The 21,542-nt window shown below is 34.0% G+C and carries 20 protein-coding genes; 6 read left to right on the top strand and 14 right to left on the bottom strand.

All coding sequences use genetic code 11. The features are described 5' to 3' along the window. Positions 1-30: 30 nt before the first annotated feature. The 5 genes from KCG49_RS05765 to KCG49_RS05785 form a co-directional block, all read right to left on the bottom strand. A complete protein-coding gene (locus tag KCG49_RS05765; RefSeq protein ID WP_218545255.1) occupies positions 31-579 on the bottom strand; it encodes a carboxymuconolactone decarboxylase family protein in 549 nt (182 codons plus the stop codon). 158 nt (positions 580-737) lie between these two features. Beyond that, entirely contained in the window at positions 738-890 is a 153-nt protein-coding gene (locus tag KCG49_RS05770) for a hypothetical protein (RefSeq protein ID WP_218545256.1), read from the bottom strand. A gap of 89 nt (positions 891-979) precedes the next feature. After that, complete coding sequence (locus KCG49_RS05775; RefSeq protein ID WP_218545257.1) at positions 980-1,822, bottom strand: helix-turn-helix domain-containing protein; 843 nt, start codon at positions 1,820-1,822, stop codon at positions 980-982. 51 nt (positions 1,823-1,873) lie between these two features. Next, positions 1,874-2,050, bottom strand: a complete 177-nt coding sequence (locus KCG49_RS05780; protein WP_218545258.1) for a hypothetical protein — start codon at positions 2,048-2,050, stop codon at positions 1,874-1,876. 142 nt (positions 2,051-2,192) lie between these two features. Next, positions 2,193-2,711 carry a ferritin gene (locus KCG49_RS05785; protein WP_218545259.1) on the bottom strand — a complete coding sequence of 173 codons (519 nt, stop codon included), beginning with the start codon at positions 2,709-2,711 and terminating at the stop codon, positions 2,193-2,195. A gap of 137 nt (positions 2,712-2,848) precedes the next feature. On the opposite strand from KCG49_RS05785, the gene KCG49_RS05790 reads away from it, so the two are divergent. The 4 genes from KCG49_RS05790 (at position 2,849) to KCG49_RS05805 (ending at position 8,379) form a co-directional block, all read left to right on the top strand. Beyond that, the gene (locus KCG49_RS05790) at positions 2,849-5,428 is read left to right on the top strand and encodes a phosphoenolpyruvate carboxylase (RefSeq protein WP_218545260.1); all 2,580 of its coding nucleotides are present in this window, start codon (positions 2,849-2,851) and stop codon (positions 5,426-5,428) included. Positions 5,429-5,446: 18 nt separating this feature from the next. Continuing rightward, the gene (locus KCG49_RS05795; protein ID WP_218545261.1) at positions 5,447-6,355 is read left to right on the top strand and encodes a helix-turn-helix domain-containing protein; all 909 of its coding nucleotides are present in this window, start codon (positions 5,447-5,449) and stop codon (positions 6,353-6,355) included. A 147-nt stretch (positions 6,356-6,502) separates the two neighbouring features. Beyond that, on the top strand, positions 6,503-7,480 hold the full coding sequence (locus tag KCG49_RS05800; RefSeq protein ID WP_218545262.1) for an alpha/beta hydrolase: 978 nt from the start codon (positions 6,503-6,505) through the stop codon (positions 7,478-7,480). A gap of 59 nt (positions 7,481-7,539) precedes the next feature. Further along, on the top strand, positions 7,540-8,379 hold the full coding sequence (locus tag KCG49_RS05805; RefSeq protein WP_218545263.1) for an oxidoreductase: 840 nt from the start codon (positions 7,540-7,542) through the stop codon (positions 8,377-8,379). A 22-nt stretch (positions 8,380-8,401) separates the two neighbouring features. Here the strand turns inward: KCG49_RS05805 and KCG49_RS05810 are convergent, their stop codons facing one another. Genes KCG49_RS05810 through metG form a run of 3 tightly spaced genes read right to left on the bottom strand, consistent with a single transcriptional unit; the run spans position 8,402 to position 13,843 of the window. Further along, positions 8,402-9,304, bottom strand: a complete 903-nt coding sequence (locus tag KCG49_RS05810; protein WP_218545264.1) for a histone deacetylase family protein — start codon at positions 9,302-9,304, stop codon at positions 8,402-8,404. After that, the gene (locus KCG49_RS05815; RefSeq protein ID WP_218545265.1) at positions 9,305-11,695 is read right to left on the bottom strand and encodes a hypothetical protein; all 2,391 of its coding nucleotides are present in this window, start codon (positions 11,693-11,695) and stop codon (positions 9,305-9,307) included. A 57-nt stretch (positions 11,696-11,752) separates the two neighbouring features. Further along, positions 11,753-13,843, bottom strand: coding sequence for a methionine--tRNA ligase (metG, locus tag KCG49_RS05820; protein ID WP_218545266.1), 2,091 nt, complete (start codon positions 13,841-13,843; stop codon positions 11,753-11,755). An 84-nt stretch (positions 13,844-13,927) separates the two neighbouring features. On the opposite strand from metG, the gene KCG49_RS05825 reads away from it, so the two are divergent. After that, on the top strand, positions 13,928-14,953 hold the full coding sequence (locus tag KCG49_RS05825; protein ID WP_218545496.1) for a S66 peptidase family protein: 1,026 nt from the start codon (positions 13,928-13,930) through the stop codon (positions 14,951-14,953). Positions 14,954-15,146: 193 nt separating this feature from the next. Here the strand turns inward: KCG49_RS05825 and KCG49_RS05830 are convergent, their stop codons facing one another. Both KCG49_RS05830 and KCG49_RS05835 read right to left on the bottom strand, forming a co-directional pair. Next, complete coding sequence (locus tag KCG49_RS05830; RefSeq protein WP_218545267.1) at positions 15,147-17,267, bottom strand: serine hydrolase domain-containing protein; 2,121 nt, start codon at positions 17,265-17,267, stop codon at positions 15,147-15,149. Between the two features lie 73 nt (positions 17,268-17,340). Further along, a complete protein-coding gene (locus tag KCG49_RS05835) occupies positions 17,341-18,285 on the bottom strand; it encodes a helix-turn-helix domain-containing protein (RefSeq protein WP_256259891.1) in 945 nt (314 codons plus the stop codon). Between the two features lie 307 nt (positions 18,286-18,592). On the opposite strand from KCG49_RS05835, the gene KCG49_RS05840 reads away from it, so the two are divergent. Beyond that, entirely contained in the window at positions 18,593-18,952 is a 360-nt protein-coding gene (locus KCG49_RS05840; protein WP_218545268.1) for a YraN family protein, read from the top strand. Here the strand turns inward: KCG49_RS05840 and KCG49_RS05845 are convergent. The 4 genes from KCG49_RS05845 to KCG49_RS05860 form a co-directional block, all read right to left on the bottom strand. Beyond that, positions 18,949-19,287, bottom strand: a complete 339-nt coding sequence (locus KCG49_RS05845; protein WP_218545269.1) for a hypothetical protein — start codon at positions 19,285-19,287, stop codon at positions 18,949-18,951. The two genes, KCG49_RS05840 and KCG49_RS05845, sit on opposite strands and share 4 nt — an antisense overlap. An 81-nt stretch (positions 19,288-19,368) precedes the next feature. Then, the gene (nadD, locus tag KCG49_RS05850; protein WP_218545270.1) at positions 19,369-19,947 is read right to left on the bottom strand and encodes a nicotinate (nicotinamide) nucleotide adenylyltransferase; all 579 of its coding nucleotides are present in this window, start codon (positions 19,945-19,947) and stop codon (positions 19,369-19,371) included. A 2-nt stretch (positions 19,948-19,949) separates the two neighbouring features. Continuing rightward, entirely contained in the window at positions 19,950-20,522 is a 573-nt protein-coding gene (gmk, locus tag KCG49_RS05855; RefSeq protein ID WP_218545271.1) for a guanylate kinase, read from the bottom strand. Positions 20,523-20,606: 84 nt separating this feature from the next. Then, positions 20,607-21,464: a YicC/YloC family endoribonuclease gene (locus KCG49_RS05860; RefSeq protein ID WP_218545272.1), complete on the bottom strand. Its 858-nt coding sequence runs from the start codon at positions 21,462-21,464 to the stop codon at positions 20,607-20,609. Positions 21,465-21,542: the final 78 nt, after the last annotated feature.

The raw sequence follows: 21,542 nt of genomic DNA on the forward strand, positions 1-21,542 counted from the left end.
ATTTTAAAATTTATGGTTTGTTAATTATTATTATACAGTTTCTAATTCTAAGGGTTGCGCTATTGGGAAATCAACAGGAACTCGTGTTGTACTATGTATATAGTTAGATATGGTTTTGTCTCCTACTAAAGAAATAGTATCAATTAAATTGCCTTTGGTATAACCAGCGTTGAAGAAATTGTCTAAAACAGCTTGGTCGGTCTTTCCTCTATTTTCAGTAATGTTTTTAGCCAATTTTGCTAAAGCATCTAATTTGGTGTTCACTGAAGAGTACCCAGCTCTTAACTCCAAGATTTGTTCATCTGTAAAGCCATTGATTTTTCCTATTGCAGTATGTGCTGACAAACAATAGATACAGTGGTTTACTTCACTCACGGCTAGGTTCACCACCTCTTTTTCCTTAGCGGATAATGATGTTTTGGCATTGGCAAAGTTTAAGTAGTTTTCTAATGCGGTATCACTATGTGCATATGTTGCATATAAGTTTGGCACAAAACCTAAACCTTTGTTTAGATTATCGAAAATGGCTTGGTTGTTAGCACTTACTTTTTCTCTTGTTGGTACATTAAATGTGTTCATAATTTTTAGTTTTTATTCTGAATTTGATTTCAGAGTTTTGTTATTGTTTATTTGAATTACCGAAATGGATTCAGCATGAATTTTGTTGGTACAAAGTTGCGACCGATTGGAGTTCTATAAAATGATTATAATTCCCTAAGACTTGTCATTTTTTCCTTTTAACCGATATGAGGTTTTTCAGCATCGCAATAATAATCGTGAATATGCTTATGCTCACAATGCGTTTTCGGAATAATCGTATTTATGATACGTTTTGGACTACTTCTAAATATTTCAATAAGATTGAATATCGATTTGTTTTTTAATGTCATCTTTAATTGTTTTAGTATTACAGTGCAAAGATGGCGCGGAAGTAGATGCCGTAAAATGAAGAAATTACCCTAAGGCTTGTCAATTTTTCCTAACCGAGTGATTTTATTCCTTTTTTAAACTCAGAAGGTGACTGCGACGTATATTTTTTGAATAATCGGCTGAGGTGAGAAGCATCATCAAAACCGACTTCGTATGCAATCTCCTTAGCAGTTTTGTCTGTATAGGTTAAAAGCCGCTTAGCTTCTAGTACAATACGCTGATGGATGATTTGTAGTGGACTTCTGTTAAGCTTAGCAAAATTATTGGATAGGGTTTTAGGCGATTTAAACAATTGATCTGCGTAAAAGGAAACGCTATGTTCTTTTTTAAAATGTTGTTCCACCAAAAAATTGAAAGACCTCAATAAATCTACTTTAGAGCTTTTAGGTGTTTCAGCAACACCTTCTTTGGCTTTTAAAAGTCGTGTGCTTTTAATGATAAACCTAGCCATTAACATACGAAGCATTTCTGCTTGGATATTGTCTTGGGTTTCTAGTTCATCTATAAATACTTCGTGAAGGGTTTTAAACTTTTGTTGTTCTTTAGTATCGAGGTGTATTATGGGAATATTGGTATTTCCAAACAATAAAATACCAACACAACTTACTTCTTGATCATGGTCTTTAATACAGTAAAACTCTCTGTTAAATTGATAAACGATTGCATCTTCACCCTTTATATATTGCAAATATTGAATGGGAGTTAAAGCCAAGATACTATTAGGCTGTAGCGTTAAAGGAACACTGTCAATTATAAGTTCTATGGGTTCGGAACTCGACCAGATAAATGTGTAAAACTCGACCTGTTGAGGTTTTAAAAAAGATTTTAAATCCGTATCGTAACCAATTTTAAAAAGGGCATCAGTAGAAAATTCCTTGAAAGTGCGTGTCATGTTCAACTTAGTCTAGTTACTAAGGTAAACATTACAAATAACCTGAAAATATTAAGCTACTTTTTTTAGAAGATCAAAACATGGGCATTTCTTGCAGCGTTTATGTTCGGCCTTTTTATACTTCTTACAGCATTTAGACTTTACCTTACCTAAAGCATCAAAGCCAGAAGTTTTGAGAACTTTTATACGTTCTTTTTTAAGCTTTTTATCTTTCTTTTTTTTGCCCATCGTTTTTTAAACAATGTCGCAAAAATAATTATTTTTATTTATTCTAAATAAAATTTAACATTTAGATAAGTCCAGAAAATGAAAAAACCGGTAAATCTATTTTGAAAATACCGGTTTTTAGTTGTCTAGCTTTTAAGGATTTTTATTCGGCAGGTGTATCTGCTGCAGAACTTACCGTGAGTTGTTGTATATCGCGATCAAATAAATACAATCCGCCTTTATCGTCACCAATCATATTTACCTTGTCTAAGATGGTTCTTGCAACGGCTTCTTCTTCGATTTGCTCAGCAACATACCATTGTAAGAAATTGTGCGATGCGTAATCTTTTTCTTGTAGCGAAATGTGTACCAATTCATTAATGCTTTCGGAAACAAAAATTTCGTGCGCTAAAAGTTTTTCAAACATTTCCTTGAAAGAATTAAAGGTTACGTTTGGTGCATTAAGTTCAGATATATGTGCATGTCCACCACGTTCGTTTACAAACTTTACCAACTTTAACATATGTTCGCGCTCCTCATCAGATTGGTCGTACATAAAGTTAGAAATACCTTCTAAGCCTTTTACTTCTGCCCAGACGGCCATTGCTAAATAGGCCTGAGAAGATTCAGCTTCTATTCGTATTTGTTTGTTTAATGCAGCTTCAATTGTTTTTGATAACATAATATATCTAAATTTTTATCAAAGATAATAAGTAATTACTTCATTTTTAGGACGCTTTAACATGGTATTAAAATTTAACCATTAATTCATATTTAATCTAAGTTAGCTTTAGTATTTTTAAGCTTAAATTTTATGAAATGTCCACAAAGCCTAAATTAAAAAGATTCAACACTGAAGTTCTTCAAAAATACCAAATCTATAATGGGATTTTTATGAACCTACCTTTCGATACTATATCCAAGACCGTAGCACTATTGCCACTATTTTTTGAAACCTGTAAATATGGGTTCCAAGCTGGTAATAATCCTACTGAAATAGTAGATACATTCTTTAAGAAATACCAAGCAAGGCGCTCGCCCCAAAGTCAAATTAATTTGTTATTTCGTTTCATTCAGTATATAGAACGTCAAGTAGTTTTATTCGATGCTGTTGAAGATGCTTCCTTTTCTACGGTTAATAATATGGACGGAATAGGCTCTTTGAGAAGCTTAAAGGAAAATGCCCAAGCCGAAAATAAAAAAGAGTTACTTCAAGAATATCTCGAGCATTTTAAAGTTAGAATAGTACTCACTGCGCACCCAACGCAGTTTTATCCTGGCGCAGTACTCGGTATAATTACAGATTTGGCTGAAGCGGTAAAAGTCGATAATCTACAAGAAATCAACAGTTTACTTGCCCAGTTGGGGAAGACACCATTTTTTAAGGACAGAAAGCCTACACCTTATGACGAAGCAATAAACTTGGTATGGTATCTAAAGAATGTGTTCTATCATTCGTTTGGTAACATTTACGATTACGCTCAGCAAAATATTTTCGATGATCGCGAAATAGAAAACCCAATACTTAATATCGGATTTTGGCCTGGTGGTGACCGTGATGGTAATCCCTTTGTAACACCAGAAATTACAAGTAGTGTAGCAAAAAAGCTCAAGGAATCCATTGTAAAAAAGTACATTAAGGATGTTAAATATCTTCGTAGACGTTTAACATTTAAAGGGATTAGAGAACGCATTATAGATCTAAACCATAGATTACACAACATTTTATTAAAAGTGGACAACCAACTACCATTAGAAGAATTTATTCAAGAATTAAAAACTATTAGGACGCTTCTTATTGCAAATCATCAATCGCTTTACGTGGATAAGGTAACGAGCTTAATTAATAAAACGACTTTGTTTGGCTATCATTTTGCGAGTTTAGATATAAGACAAGACAGTCGTGTACACGATGCTATGTTTAGAGCTTTGGTAGGAGAACTGATAGCAAATGGTAGCGACCTATTTCCAGAAAATTTCTTTGATCTAAACTTAGAGGCACAACTTCAGTATTTATCCGAAGTTAAAGGGCCGATAAGTGATATTGAACTTAAAGATGAATTGGCTATAGATATTGTAAACACTATAAAGGTGATGAAATCCATACAAGACGAAAATGGTGAAATTGCTTGTAACCGCTACATTATAAGCAATAACCAAACGACATTAAACGTGCTACAGTTGTTTGCTATGCTTAGGGTTGTAGCATTTCATGATGGTCTTACGGCCGATGTCGTACCCTTATTTGAAACGGTTCCAGACTTGGAGAATGCTCCACAAGTGATGGAAGACTTATACACCAACTCAAATTATCGAGACCATCTTAAAGCGCGAGGTAATAGACAAACCATTATGTTAGGCTTTAGTGACGGTACAAAAGATGGCGGTTACCTTATGGCCAATTGGGCGATTTTTAAAGCAAAAGAGGCTCTAACAACATTATCAAGACAATATGATATTGATGTCATATTCTTTGATGGACGTGGTGGCCCACCAGCACGTGGTGGTGGAAAAACGCATCAATTTTACTCTTCTTTAGGGCCAACTATTGAAGACAAGGAAATTCAACTGACCATTCAAGGACAAACCATAAGCTCTAATTTTGGAACGTTGGATTCCTCACAATATAATATGGAACAACTTATAAGTTCTGGGATTTCTAACCGCTTAAATTACAAGAATAAAGAAATGTCTGCTGAAAACAAGGTGGTTATGAATCATTTGGCAGACTTGAGTTATCAAGCTTATGTAGATTTTAAAAAGCATCCTAAGTTTCTGAGCTATCTTCAAAATATGAGTACGCTTAAGTATTATGCCAAAACGAATATTGGCAGTCGTCCATCTAAAAGAGGAAAATCTACAGAGTTGGTGTTTTCAGATTTAAGAGCAATTCCGTTTGTTGGCAGTTGGACGCAACTGAAACAAAACGTACCTGGCTTTTTCGGTGTAGGTACGGCACTTAAAGTTTACGAAGATAACGGTGAGTTTGAAAAGGTTCAAAAGCTGTATAACGAATCGAAATTTTTTAACGCATTGATTAGCAATAGTATGATGTCCCTAACCAAATCGTTCTTTGATTTAACTAAGTATATGTCCGAAGATGAAGACTATGGTGATTTTTGGAATCTTATTTTTGAAGAGTATAAAACTTCCAAGCGCTTAATTTTAAAGCTATCGGGTTTTGAAACCTTAATGGAAAACGAACCCGTAGGAAAAGCATCTATAGAGGTAAGAGAATCTATTGTATTGCCACTGTTAACAATTCAGCAATATGCGTTGAGAAAAATACAAGAGCTAGAAAAAGCCGAAATTAAAGATGAAGCACAGCTCGAAATATTTTCAAAAATGGTAACACGTGCTATGTTTGGTAATATTAACGCAAGTCGTAATTCGGCATAACCCTCTGTTTAAAAAGGGATGCAACACTTTACTACATTAAAAGACTATTGCCTAGGTATTGGAATATCCGAACCTAAATGGCAACATTTTGATGTACGTATGTTTCAAGATAACATGAAAACGGTTAGGCACAAAATGCCAACTTTTAAGCACGAGTTCTATGCCATTGCATTAAAACTTGATGGTAGTGGTTATGCAAAAACAGGTAATTTCTCTACCAAAAACTTAAAGGCAACCGTATTCTTTAATTCGCCATATCAAATTTTACAGTGGGATATTGCACCAGATTGGGAGGGGTTTTACATCATTTTTTCTGAAGAGTTTTACCGTAGCGAAAATAAAAACAAAAAGATTAGTATAGATTTTCCATTTCTACTTATTGATAATACAATTCCATTGGAATTGGATAAACAGGATGTAGAAACCTTTGTAAAGACGTTTGAATCTATTATTGCAGAGCACAGAGCAAATCATTCGGATGCTCAACAGGTTGTTTACCACCACACACAGATTTTATTGCACAAAGTAGCACGCTTATTTCAGCAGAAGGTTACCAAGACTGAACAGACTTTTCAACAACGCGACAACGACGTTGCCTTAGTAAGTCGCTTTAAAAATTTAATAGAGATAAGTTTTTATCCAGATACGTTTTTTGATAATGCCGAACCTCATAAAGTTCAGTATTATGCTAGTAAATTGGCTATTCATCCTAACCATTTAAATGCTGTTGTAAAACGTATTACAGATTATTCTGCTTCAGAGTTAATCTATAAGCATTTGCTTTCTTTGGCAAAATCAAAACTAAAAAATACGTCAGCTTCAGTAAAAGAAATCGCTTTCCAGTTACATTACAATTACCCAAATCACTTCACTAATTTTTTCAAAAAGCAAACAGAATTAACACCTAACCAGTTTAGAAATCGTTAAGATTTTGATGTCTTACTGAGCACAGTCAAAGTGTTTTATAACTAAAATTTTAAACGGTCTTTGAATTCTGTAGGTCTTGCTTTGAAATCTGTAGTTATATGGCCTTAGTGTGTGTATACTTTTGTATCAAACAAAAACAAAACAGGTATGAAAACTTTAAAAACACTAATGAGTATCGCATTACTTTTCACATTTATAGCAGTGCAATCGCAGAATATTAACTTAAAAACAGAAACTATGAAAACCATAACTTTTAATTCAGGTGGGTTAAACCTTGCAGGCAATTTGTATTTACCCAAAAACTTTGATGAGTCACAAACTTATCCAGCAGTTGTTGTTGTTGGGGGTTCGTTAACTTCTGTAAAAGAGCAAATGGCCGGTAGTTATGCAAAGCAAATGGCAGAAAACGGTATTATCGCTTTAGCTTTTGATTATAGCCATTTTGGAGAAAGTGAAGGTCAACCCAGACAATATGAAGATCCGGAAAACAAACTCAGAGATTTAAAAAGTGCGGTAAGTTATTTGTTGACTCTACCCTACATAAGTAACGTTGGCGGATTTGGGATATGCACATCAGCAGGAAATATGATGTATTTGGCATCAGAAGACAAACGTCTTAAAGCTACAGCAACTGTTGCAGGATGGTTTCCAGATGAAAAGACATTACCATTATTATATGTAAGTCAAGAAAATATAGACCACTTAATAAATAGTGGGCAAGAGGCAAAAAAGCATTATGCAGAAACGGGTGAGAATACTATTGTTTTAGCCTATAGCAATACTGATAAAACGGCATCGCATTTTGGACCAATGGAATATTACATGGACAATAAGCGCGGTGGTGGAGTAGCCGAATGGAAAAATGAATTTTCATTAATGAGTTGGGAGCCCTGGTTAAGTTTCGATCCGATTGCAAAGGCAGAAAACATTACAACGCCTACCATTATTATACATTCAGATAACAGTGCACTACCAGATAATGCTAAAAAAGTACATGAACAATTGCAAGGTGAAAAAGAATTGGTTTGGTTAGAGGGCAATCACTTTGATTTTTACGATCAAGAAAACAAAGTTGCTGAAGCCAGTGCAAAAGCGATTAATTTCTTCAAAAAGCATTTAAAATAAAGTTTAAGATTAACTAGAATATCTGCCTAAAGGCGTAATCTCAATAAATACTAAAAAAGATGAAAACACAAAACAATAAAACGGTATGGTTTATTACAGGCGCATCCTCGGGATTTGGAAAAGCATTAACTGAATATGCTGTAAGCAAAGGTTATTATGTCGCTGCGACAGCAAGACGTAAAGAGAAATTAGAGGTATTGGCAAGTCAGGCACCAGAACAGATTTTGCCTATAAAAATGGATGTCACCAATCGTAATGAAGTAAAATTAGCTATTGAAAAAACCATTTCAGAATTAGGCCAAATAAATGTATTAATCAATAATGCGGGTTACGGTATCGTAGGTGCATTTGAAGAAACACCAGAGCAAGAACTTCGCAACCAAATGGAAACCAATTTTTTTGGTGCAGTAAATGTTACTCAAGAAGCTTTGCCACATTTACGTAAACAGGGTAAAGGTGCTATAGTAAATATGAGTAGTATGGGTGGAAATATGAGTTTTGGTGGCTTTGGTGCTTATTCAGCAAGTAAATTTGCATTGGAAGGAGCTTCGGAAGCACTGGCGCAAGAAGTTGCACCTTTTGGGATTAAAACCATGATTGTAGAACCTGGGGCGTTCCGCACCGAATTTGCTGGGACAGCATTAAAACATATGCCAAAAATCGAAGCTTATGATGCTATTGTTGGTGGCACAAGAGATTTTGCTAAAGAAATGGACGGTGCACAAGAAGGTAATCCTGCTAAAGCTGCTGAGGCTATTGATATAGCTATAAATGCAGAGCATACACCTTTACGTTTACAGTTGGGTGAAGATTCTATCGAGGCTGTTAAGGCCCATGCAGAAGATTTATTAAATGAGTTAGAAACGTGGAAAGCCATTGGTTTGGATACAAAGTTTTAAGGAATGTTTGACTGTGATACATTTAAAAGAAAATCTCTTGAGCCAAACGAAATGTATTGGCATGTGCATTAACTATGGCTTTTATATTTGGTGAATAACCACCTCCCATACTGCACATAACAGGTATGCTGTTTGTTTTGCATTGCTTTAGTACAAAGCGGTCACGTTCTTTACAACCTTCTAGGGTTAGGCCTAGTTTTCCTAATTTATCGGATGCAATGACATCAACACCACAGAGGTAATAAATAAAATCGGGCTGTTGCTCGTCAATGAGTTTTGGTAATGTATTTTTTAAAATAGAGATATAAATATCATCATTGGTATTGTCTTCCAAAGCAATATCTAAATCACTTTGCTCTTTTTTAAAAGGATAGTTGCTTTTGCCATGCATGGAAAATGTAAAGACGGAGTCGTCATTTTGAAAAATTTCTGCCGTTCCGTTTCCTTGATGAACATCTAAGTCTACAATTAGAATATGTTTTGCCAACCCTCTATTTTGAAGGTAACGTGCACCAATGGCTTGGTCATTTAGCAGGCAGAAAGCTTCACCACGATTGGTATAAGCATGGTGTGTCCCACCAGCAATATTCATGGCAATACCATTATTTAAAGCATATTCACTAGATTTTATTGTGCCATCGGCAATAATTACCTCACGTTCAACCAAGACTTCACTTAGAGGAAAACCTATTTTTCTGGCAGCACGTTGATCTAAAGTAATATTCACTAAATCGTAATAATACTCTGGCTCATGAACAGCCAAAATATGTTTATCGTTTGGTTTGGCAGGTTCAAAAAAATTATTGCCATTGCAGGTACCCTCATAGAGTAGTTGCTGTGGCAGTAATTCGTATTTCTCCATCGGGAAACGATGCCCTTTTGGTAATGGGTGTTTATAAATTTTGTGATAAGCTATTTTAAGCATTTAATTAAAATCCTCGAGATTTAGAGTCTTTTTAGTTGACAAAAAACGACCATCTCCAGTAACTCCTTCAATAAATAGGGTCACATCACTGGTTAAATCGCTTAATTTGAATGTTAGATATCCATTTTCATCAATTTTACAGTTTGGCAACCAATCTATTACACCGAAGCTATAATAAAAATCACTATTGTAACTGCTGTATTTTGGGGTGTAGAACTTTTTAGATTTAGAGAAACTTAATGGAAACTTATAGGCTTTGTAACGCTTTATGGGTTTAGTCGGTTGATCCCCTATTTTTGTGTAAATTCTAATCACGGGAGATATTCCATCTAATAAACCATTGCCCATTCCATAACGATTTATGGCTATGTAGTCTACGGTTCTCATATCAAAATTAATGAGATGATCTGTTTCAGTAAAGCGAACATCGTCTACATAGAAAACAACGCCAGATGAACTAGCACCAAATGATGTAGATTGCGGGATTTGGACAACAAGTTGGCCTAGCTGTTCGTATGCTCTAAATCCTCTACTGATTAGGTAATTAGCTAATGTCAGATTCTTGTAAGGGCTATTTTCATCAAAAACATCTGTTACGTTATAAAAGGCACTATTGGTAAATCCTTGTATTTTCCTTTCTCTATCGGTTTTGGCTTTAATGACCACTTCGTCGAGCACATTTTTGGATAAATTGGGCTTGTCTAGCGTTAGGTATGTGTTTAGGGTAAATTCTGTTATTAAAGGTTCTTTTGGATTTAAGACGTCATAATTATTTCTGAAATCAGGTATCTCGGAAGGTGCATATTGCACATAAACATTAGGCACTTTAAGCTTACCATTGTTACCCAAGGCAGAAATGGTTAAATTTTCGGTTTCAGTTGGGAAAAATCCTTGTTGTATAAAGCTGTTGTTGTCTTTGTCAACACTAGCGACAAAGCCATCATCTTCTCCCATTGAATGTATTAAGAAATTGGAATCTTTGGGATTGTTATTGTTTACTTGTACTACTATACCATCTTCAAATACATGATTTGTTTTCATTTCATTGTTGGTAATGGCATTCCAATCGTAGCTGCTCCAGCCTTGGGTTATAAGTAGATTATCTAATTCGAAGGCTTTTTTTTCATTTGTGTCACTAAAGTAATAGGTGGCATTTTCTATATACCCATTAACATAAGGTTGAAGATACGTTTGCGAAATTATATTATGGTGTCCATTATAGGATTTTGTGCCTTTTGGCAATGCAGAGATGCTAATATTTACATTTTCCAAATTTTTTATCTGTTTGTCAATTCTCATGCTGATATGAACAGAATCTTTAATCTTGCCAATGCTTGGAGTACCCAATCTAGATAATTCCATACCTTGGTAATTAAAAACCATACGTTCTAAAATAGGTTGGTTTTGATCATCAAAAAGTGTAAAAATATTTATACCTCTGTACAGGTTTTTAGGATCAAACTGCACTAATACATCATTGTCCTCGAAATTAACATCCGTTACCTTTATAGATTTACCGTTATGTATAGATAGTTTGTAGGTTTTATTTTTAATGAGATTTAGTGTTTTGTCATTAGTGGACAGCATTAAAAAAACTTCCTTATTTCTAAAGTTGTTCACGGTTATTGAAACGCCTTGGGGTTTAATGGGGCCTAAATTAAAAGTAAAATCCCTATTGGCGTAATTTAGCTTTGCCTTAAAACTGTTGGTCATATCTGGTTTAAGCTCTAGTCTACCTATACCCATGGCGTTGGTCTTAAAATGTGTAATTACATTGTCATTTTTATCGTACACTGTGCCGTTAACATTTGGAACTCCAAAGCCTAATTCATTTTTTATAATGATACCAACATTTGTTTTAATCTGATCTATAAGATGCCCTCCTTCGGGTAAAAACTGAACATCAAGTTCGTTATCAATTCTTCGAGTTTCGTCTCGTGTTTCTTTTTCAGGGTCTATAACCCTAAAACTCTGGATGTAAGCATTTTTCTCATCAAAATTTCGCATCCAGTTAGTGTAGGTCTTAAATGTGTAATAACCTGAGGAGAAAGAACTATCAATATCAAATACATTATTTGCAAATCCATTGGTCACCTTAACTAATTTACTCTTAATAATATTGTCATTACTATCCGTAATGACGCAATATAGATTCTTGGAAGATTTAGATAAACGATGTGTATCCTTTTCTAGTACGTAACTACTGAACCCAAGCATTTCACCTTTAATATAGATGGATTTATTGGCATGTGTATACACGACTTCTCTATATGGATTAGAATAGTCTTCGAAAGCGGTAGCTACATTCTCAAATTTAGCTTCTGTTTGAGCGCTAATAACTGAGCCAGTAAAGATTAAAGTAAGTGCAAGTAATACGTAGAGGTTTTTCATTGCTGGTAATGGTTTATCTTATGAAGATACAACAAAAATTACACCAAATTCACGTAATTAACTAATCTTTAACCCATTAGAAATCTTAGTCATTTCTGCGGTCAACATAGAAGAAGTATCCGGGCTCACAAATACCAGATTGCCACTCTCATTTTCGGTCATTAAAATCATACCTTGACTTTCTACACCACGCAATGCCCTTGATGCCAGATTAACTAAAACGGTAACACGTTTGCCGACCACTTCTTCCGGGGTAAAACTTTCTGCTATACCAGATACGATAGTGCGTGTGTCAATCCCCGTATCTACTTTTAAGACTAATAGTTTTTTGGTTTTTGGCATCTTTTCAGCCTTTAAAATTGTACCAACCCTCAAGTCCAGTTTTGTGAAATCATCAAAGGTAATTTCTTCTTTTTGAGGTTCTACAGTTTTTTTTGCAGCCGCATTGGCCTTTTTGCTGGCTTCGAGTTTATCTAGTTGTTTTTGTATTTCTATATCTTCAATTTTAGAGAATAGGAGCTCAGGTTTTCCCTTTTGGATTGAATGGTTAGCCGGTAGTAAAACTGCTTTGTTTGAAACATTGTCCCATTCTAATTCTGAGTCAAGTTCAGCATAACATAGAATTTGTTTTAACTTTTTTGACGTAAAAGGCAAAAAAGGTTCGCATAGAACGGCTAGGGCAGATGCTATTTGCAATGCAATAAACATTACGGTTTTAGTGCGCTCTTCGTCAGTTTTAATAGTTTTCCAAGGCTCTTCGTCTGCTAAGTATTTGTTGCCTAAACGCGCTAAATTCATCAATTCTTGGCTTCCTTCTCTAAAACGGTAACGCTCAATAGAACTTGCAATCACATCTGGATATGCTCTTAGTGCAGCTAGAGTATCTTCATCAATCTTTTTAAATACTGATGGTTGTGGGACTACTCCATCATAATACTTGTTGGTTAACACCGTAACACGATTTATAAAGTTTCCAAATATGGCAACTAACTCATTATTGTTTCTCGCTTGAAAATCTTTCCAAGTAAAATCATTATCCTTAGTTTCTGGGGCGTTGGCAGTTAAAGCATAACGCAACACATCTTGCTGATTAGGAAAGTCCTCTAAATAATCTGGTAGCCAAACTGCCCAATTTTTTGAGGTTGATAGTTTATTGCCCTCTAGATTTAAAAACTCATTAGCTGGTACATTTTCTGGTAAGATATAGGAGCCTTCAGCTTTTAGCATACAAGGAAAAATAATACAATGAAATACAATATTGTCCTTACCAATAAAGTGTACCAAAGTCGTATTATCGTCTTTCCAATAGTCTTCCCAATTTTTACCGTGGCGTTCTGCCCATTCCTTTGTTGCTGAAATATAACCTATTGGCGCATCAAACCATACGTAGAGCACTTTGCCCTCTCCACCTTCTACGGGAACGGGAATTCCCCAATCTAAATCACGCGTTACGGCTCTAGGTCGTAATCCGTCATCCACCCAAGACTTCACCTGCCCATACACATTAGGTTTCCAGTCTTTTTTATGGCCTTTAAGTATCCAATCCGTTAAAAAGGTTTCGTATTTATTTAAAGGTAAAAACCAATGTTTGGTTTCCTTTAACGAGGGCTTGTTTCCTGTAATGGCAGATTTTGGATTAATTAAATCTGTAGCATTGAGGCTACTTCCACAGTTTTCGCATTGGTCGCCATAAGCTTCTTCATAACCACATTTTGGGCAAGTGCCCACAACAAATCTGTCTGCTAAAAACTGGTTGGCTTCGGCATCGTAAAGTTGCTCAGAAGTTTCCTCTACAAATTCGTTTTTTTCATATAAGGTTTTAAAAAATTCTGAAGCCGTATCATGATGAATCTTCGCTGAGGTGCGCGAGTAATTATCAAAAGAAATACCAAAATCTTCAAATGAAGTTTTAATTATGGCGTGGTATTTATCTACAATATCTTGAGGTGTTACCCCTTCTTTTTTTGCTTTAATGGTAATTGGCACTCCATGCTCATCACTACCGCAAATAAAGGCAACATCATTACCAGTTAGTCTTAAGTATCTTGAATATATATCAGCAGGAACATACACACCAGCCAAGTGACCAATATGTATTGGTCCATTGGTGTAAGGTAATGCTGCTGTAATGGTATATCTTTTTGACATAATTTCAATATTGTGAAAGCCACAAAAGTACATAATATAAAGGCGAGTAAGAAAAAAAATGTACATTTACAAAAAGCAGTTTTTATGATTTTGAGACAAGTTATCATAGTATCTTTTTTTGCCATTGTTTTGGTTTTTAACGAAGCGATATATGCTCAAAATGAAACTGATAATTCCATAGAGATGACATCAGAATTAATAAGACCCCCATATCTAAAAGCGGGGGATACAGTTGCTATTGTAGCGCCTTCGGGAATTTTAAAAAATCGAGAACGCGAAGTGCAACAGGCTTTCGATTTATTAAAAAGTTGGGGATTGCATGTAGTTATAGGTAAGCATGTATTTAGTAAAGCCAATCATTTTGCCGGTACTGATGATGAACGCTGTGAGGATTTACAAAAAGCTATGGATGATTCAAAAATAAGTGCTATATGGTGTGCCAGAGGCGGTTACGGAACCGTGCGTATTTTAGATAAGTTAGATTATACCAAGTTTAAGAAAAACCCTAAGTGGATTATAGGCTATAGTGATATAACTGCATTGCATAATCAATTGCACAACAATGGCTTTATGTCTATACATGCATTAATGTGTGTAAGTCTTACTAAAGATTTGAGCGAGATTGCATATACTATTGAAACGTTTAAAATGGCTTTATTTGGTAACCCGACCAACTTTGATTTAGAGCCTACCCAATATAATAGAATAGGTGAGGCTTCTGGTGAATTAGTTGGTGGAAACCTTACGATGTTACATACTATGTTGGGCTCTAAAGAGAGTATAGATACGTCTGGAAAGATTTTGTTTATAGAGGAAATAGGTGAATACAAATATCACATAGACCGTATGTTGCAAAGTATGAAACGTGCTGGCTATTTTGACAATTTACAAGGACTTATTGTCGGCGATATGTCTAGGTTAAGGAAAAATACAACGCTTTGGGGAACTTCTGTAGAACAATTGATTTTAGATGCTCTAGCGGATTACGATTTTCCAATCGCATTTGGTATGCCAGCTGGGCACGAAAAGAAAAATTTGGCTATGACTTTAGGTATGACCGTTGAGCTGCAGGTTGAAAGCGATAAGACTTTGATTAGTTTTAAAAAATGATGAAAAATGGGTTTTTACGATCTTAAGTAAAGAAGAACGAAATTAAATTGTTGAGAGAATTAACCGAGAAATAGACCAAGACTTATCTGAAGCTAAAAAACAAGGGAAAGGCACTAGATAATTGTAGACATCCATGACCGTTACAAAAAGTTTGCAACCTTATCGCAAGATGAAGCTATTGCTTTTATCGATGTTAATCATAAGCTTCATTAATCTCCTCTAAAATTTCACTTGATAATTCATTTCCATTTCTGTCAATAGAAACAAACCAAACATTGGTTGTACATATTCTATTAAAAACATCCGAGTTTGAAGAGCATTTCTGAATAGTCCCTTTAATTAAATATCCTTTATCTGTTATCTCAGCAGTATAACCATATTCATTATAAAAATCTCCATAAGAGTTTTGCCAAATTTTATTTCCTTGCTTATCTGTTTTAATTACAAAGATATCATAGTTACCCTTGCCATAAGAACTTGTGGAACCAACGATAAGATATCCATCATTTGTTGCTAATATAGAACTTGCCTTATCGTAGCTTTTACCACCAAATTGTTTTGACCAAATTTCGTTACCATTAGGATAATTTTTTGTCAATAGGATTTGAGATGAATTTCCGTCTCCTGAACCAATTGTTGTTACGTTAATAGATCCGTTGTTCGTTTCAATTTTTGGTTGAAATTTTAAGTTCGTTTTTTTGATGAATTTATTGTTTAACACTCGGTTAGTAGTTAAAAGAATACCAGTAACTCTGTTAAATTGATCGCGCTCGATTTTTAATATATAGTCAAAAACTAAAAGCTCATTTCTGTTTAATACTTCTAGATCCTGAGCTTCATCCCAGCCATGTAAAGAAATAGATAACTTCTCGCTTTTATAATTTATAGAAAATTCAACATCTAATTCTCTACTATAATATTGACCAACATAACTCTCTAAATCCGCAAGTGTTACATCCTGCTTAGGGATTTTACTATAAACTCTTAGTTTACCAGATGGATAGAATAAGATTAATTCGTTTTTATAAAATCCTATCTTAATTTTAGAGTCATATGATATACTGTATAGGTTTTGTTCTTCTTTTTTAAGTTCTATTGGGTTATTATTACCATTTCTCCATGTTATTTTTTTGGCTTTCTCTTCAATACGAATCAAATAATTTCCGGGTGAAAGGTATTGCCCCAAAATTTCAGGTGTAGCAATGTCATTAGAGACTTCTTTCAAACGCTTATTGTAAGCAATAACTGCTTCTTTTTTTGGTAGAAAAAGCTTTGCAATTTCATCAGCAATACCTCCACTCCAAATCCTACTATTGTTACTCATCACAAAAACGGATAATTTCTCTTCTGGAAAGCGAATGGTTTGGGAATGGTAAGAGCCTGTTCCTCCAGAATGATGTACGGACCTAAAGTTTAATCTATCTCCTAATTCTAACCCAAATCCATAAGTTGTAATCTCGCTATTAGGTATTGGCTGCTGGCTTTCAATGAGCAGTCTATTATTATTAAATTTTGCATTTTGTACAGCCTGCTCAAAAATTAACTGATCTTTTAAAGTTGTAAACAAAAACCCATCTCCATAAAGATTTGTTATCATAGGATATTGTTGCCAAACACCATCTCCCCAATCAGAATATGGTAAAGCTTGATTTGTAATAACGGCCATATAGTTTTTGAGAAAAGTAGTGTTATCCATACCAAGATTTTTAAAGAATTTTTCAGAATAGTCATGAAACTTTTCACCTGAAGCAACTTCAATAATACTAGTTAATAACGTATAACCAGAATTACTATACATGTATCTTGAGCCTGGCTTAAATGCTAAATCTTCTTGTTTTTCTAGTAGTTCAATGGCATCATTATTATCTAGGCCTTCTCTTCTCCACCATGGTTCTTGCTGTATGCTCATTAAATCGTAAAAGTCGCGAACACCGCTTGTATGGTTTAGTAGATGTCTAACCTTAATTTTTTCTTTTACATTAGGGTATAGTTTTGGTAAATATTTTCTAATATCGTCTTCTAAGCTTAGCTTTTCTTTTAGTGCAAGGTCTAGCACCATTAATGCTGTAAACTGTTTTGCAGTTGAGGCAATGTTTGAACGCGATTCTTCATTAACTTTAGTACTATGTTGAAGACTCGCTAAACCCTTATAGTTTTCGTAAATAATTTTTCCATCTTTTACAACACCAACAAATAACCCAGGGTCTGTATCAGATAATTTTGAATTAACAATAGAATCAATTTGCTTTACTTGCTTTTGAGCAACTAGTGATACAGAAATAAAAAAAACGAATAAAGAGATTAATTTTTTCATGACTTAGAATTTTAATATGATACAAAAGTCATGGTAAATACAATGCTAAGCGTTTCAAATCTTGATTTGAGACTTATTTTTCTGTTAATCTTTCTAAATAATCTTTAGGTGAAAGTGATGTACTTTTTTTAAAAGCTCTGTTAAATGTAGCTTTACTGTTAAAACCACAATCCAGAGCTATCCCTAGAAGGGTAGATTTAGTTTGTTCTCCTTTGCTCAATTTCTCTTTTAAAGCTTCAATTCTGTAATGGTTTACGAAGTCATTAAAATTCATGTTAAAACCCGAATTAACGACTGAAGAAATCATTTTGGTTGTTGTATTTAATTCTTTAGCTACATCCGAAAGTGTTAGGCGTGGATTTTCAAATATGCGTTTTTCTATCATCAAATTAGAAAGTCGATCTTTCCAGAGTGTAATATCTTTTTCATTATAGTTGGTATTAGCAGTGTTTTTTAAAACAGAAATGTCATCATCAAAAACATTGACCACTTTTAATTTTTCACTAGATAGAGTAATTTGTTTTATAATGTTACTATAGCCAGTAATGGTGATATAATAAAAGATAAAAGAAAAGGCAATGTAATGCCAAAACTGATTTCCAAATTCGCCCCAATCCGGATTAAGTATAAAGAATAACACTCTTAATACTAGAATGCTTAAAAAGGCTATCATAAAATTACGAATCCATTTAAACAATAGCATATCGGCGTAACTTACTTTGTCAAAAAGTAATTTTTTGTAATCAAAATAATAGCGAAGACTTAAGACTAAATAGAAACTCATGGAAACTAAACCAGCAGCTTGGTACCAATTGGCTAAATCCTTATCTCTACCATCTGCATAGAAATAAAATTTATCTAAAATCAGTTTATCAGTAATAAAAACAATTAAGCTATATGTAGCATAAAGTATTGCTGGCGTAAAATGAATATAGTCTTTTCTTAAAAGTCTAAAACCTGTGTTTAATAGGCTTTTTGTGTAAAAATAGACTACTGGTCCAATTAATAATACTTGCATAAATGGTACAAAGAATAAAATCTCTCTAGTTATTTTTTTTGAATACCAATTCGCGTAACCCAACATATAGGGCACTATATACATCGCATACAAAAATAATAATAAGCTTAACCATTTACTTGCTTTATTATTATAGACAAGCCCTTTTCTTAGAAGTAAAAATGAAAATACTATTCCATGAAAAAAGAATATTAACAGCAAAGAGCTTTTTTGACCAAAACTAAAAGGGAAGTCAAATATTGAATTGATAGATTTAAGTATTTAGTTTATAGTCTAAAAGTAATACTAATTTTTCTATTTTAGTGACATGGCACAACACAATGAACTGGGAAAAAAAGGGGAAGCACTAGCTGTAGATTTTTTGATTAAAAATAATTATGATATTCTTGAGCGCAATTATAGATTTGAGAAAGCTGAAGTTGATATCATTGCCAAAAAAAATGATATTCTTGCTATTGTTGAGGTGAAAACCCGTTCTACTATAGATTTTGGAAACCCACAAGATTTTGTAAAACCAAAACAAATAAAAAACTTAGTGAAAGCTGTTGATGCTTATATTGTAGAAAACGATCTAAATATTGAAGTAAGATTCGATATTGTTGCGATTGTGAAAGTAAAAAACGGCTATGATATAGAGCATTTAGAAAATGCATTTTACCATTTCTAGATATATATATTTGTAACTACAATTAAAAGACTGTAAAATAATACGTTAACGACTTTCTCTTTTGTTTTCAGGGCAAGAAATCGCTTCAGCTCAATTTTAACAACACTATAGGATAGGATAATGCTTGTAAAGGTAACTCCTAGTCCCAAGAACCAATACAATGATTCTGGATAAGGTAAGGTTGCACTTGTAATTAAAAAAAGTACCACTAAAACACCTGTAGTTAAGATACGCTTTTCGTTTTTTGCATCTAAATTATTTCTAAGCACAATAGTCCTGATTTTTGATGTAATTAATGTAATGATAGCTGTTAAAAAAACTATGGTAAAAATCATTCTTTTTTAATTTAGTACGGTGATTATAAAAATATATATTCTATTTAAAAAGAAAAAAACTTGAAAGCAATAACTTTAAAATTATCTATAAAAATTCATTTCGTCTATATAATGCCACACATTATCGGATAGCATTGGCCTAACATTCCTTCCGGCTTTAATCTCTTTTCTTATAAACGTAGAAGATAGCTCCATTATTGGCGCAGAAATGTTAAAAATTTTTGGATGATTGCTAAATTGTGTTTCAACATTACCTTTCGATAGTCTTGGATAGACGTAAATGCTATGATTTTCTAAAATGAGTTCATAATTTTTCCATTTATGAAAGCTCTTTAAATTATCCTCTCCCATAATCAATGCAAATTCGTGTTCTGGGAATTTTTCAAAAAGATATGTGAGTGTATCTATAGTGTAGTTGGGTTGTTTTAATCCAAATTCTATATCACTGGGTCTCAGTTTAACGTAATCTTTTGTAGCACGATATACCATCTCTAACCGTTGGTGGTCATCTAACAATGTGCTTTTCTTTTTAAAAGGACTCTGTGGTGTAACTATAAACCAAACCTGATCTAAATCACTGTGTTCAGCCAAATGGTTGGCAATAGTTAAATGCCCAACATGTATGGGGTTAAATGTTCCGAAGTAGAGGCCTATTTTCATGATTACCCATTTACAAATCCAGAAACCAAATCATAAGCATTTTTTAATGCGGTTTCCAAACTTTCATTTACAACGATTTCATCAAAAAGTGGAGCTGTTGCCAATTCTGCCGGTGCTTTTGCCACACGCATACTTATTTTTTCTTCGCTTTCCTCTCCTCGGTCTTTGAGACGCCTTACCAGCTCATTTAAGTCGGGTGGTTTTACAAAAATAGCTAAGGTCTGTTCAGGGAATTTTCGTTTAATACGCAAGCCTCCAGACACATCAATATCAAAAATCACATGCTTTCCTTTTGCCCAGATACGCTCTATTTCGGTTTTTAATGTACCGTAGAAATTATCTCTGTAGACTTCTTCCCATTCTAAGAATTCTTCATTTTTTATCTTGTTTTTAAATTCTTTGAGTGATAGATAATAGTAATCTTTACCATGTACTTCATTACCGCGTTTTTCTCTAGATGTAGCAGAAATTGAGAACTCTAAATTAAGTTCTTCTTGCCTTAATAAATGGCGTACAATAGTTGTTTTTCCCGAACCTGATGGTGCTGAAAATACGATAAGCTTACCTTGTTTCATGTTTAAAATTCCAAATTTAAAACCCCAAATTCCAGTAATTTCTTTTTTAGAATTTAGTGTTTTGAATATTCTGATTTAAGCGTTCTATAGAACGTTTAATAGTTGCTCCTTAATTTTTTCGAGCTCATCTTTCATTTGTACCACAAGTTTCTGCATTGGTGCGTGATTGGATTTAGAACCTATGGTATTGATTTCACGACCAATTTCTTGTGAAATAAAACCGAGTTTTTTCCCGTTAGAATCGTCAGAATTTAAGGTCTTTATAAAATAATCTAAGTGATTGTCCAACCTTACTTTTTCTTCAGTAATGTCAAACTTCTCGATGTAGTAAAGTAATTCTTGCTCAAAGCGATTTTCGTCTACCTTTTCTTTAATGTCAGCAATGCCCTTTTCCAATCGCGCTCTTACACCATTAATACGGTCTGGATCCATTGTAATAACCTTTTCAAGTAATTGTCTTAAAGTAGAAATTCTATCGATAAAATCTTGTTTTAAAATAGCCCCTTCATCTTTTCTGTAAGCTACAATTTTAGAGACAGCTTCATTGATTCCATTGGCAATTTGTGTCCATTCTTCTTCGTCTATATCGTCACGTTCTGTAGTTACGGCATCTGGTAATCGAATGGCCATTTTTAACAATTCGGTAGCATCACCATCTACAACATCCTTAAGTTGTTTTATGTATTGGTTAACTACGGTTTTGTTGATTTTAGAACTCGTATCTTCACCTGTAATCTCTACGTATAGCGAGAAGTCAACTTTTCCTCTAACGAGATGTTTGGAGATAAGTTTTCTGATACCTAGCTCTTTAGCGCGATACATGGAAGGCATCCGGGCATTAACATCCAAGTTCTTGCTGTTCAGTGATTTTAACTCTATAGATATTTTTTTGGTAGGAAGCTGAAGTACAGATTTCCCATAACCAGTCATAGATTGTATCATTAATATGATGCGATTAAAGTTGCGCAAAGGTACAAAAATGAATGGTTAACGCTCTATTTAAATACTTTGAAAAGTATT

The sequence above is a fragment of the Winogradskyella luteola genome (assembly GCF_019203985.1).
Classification (GTDB): Bacteria; Bacteroidota; Bacteroidia; order Flavobacteriales; family Flavobacteriaceae; genus Winogradskyella; species Winogradskyella luteola.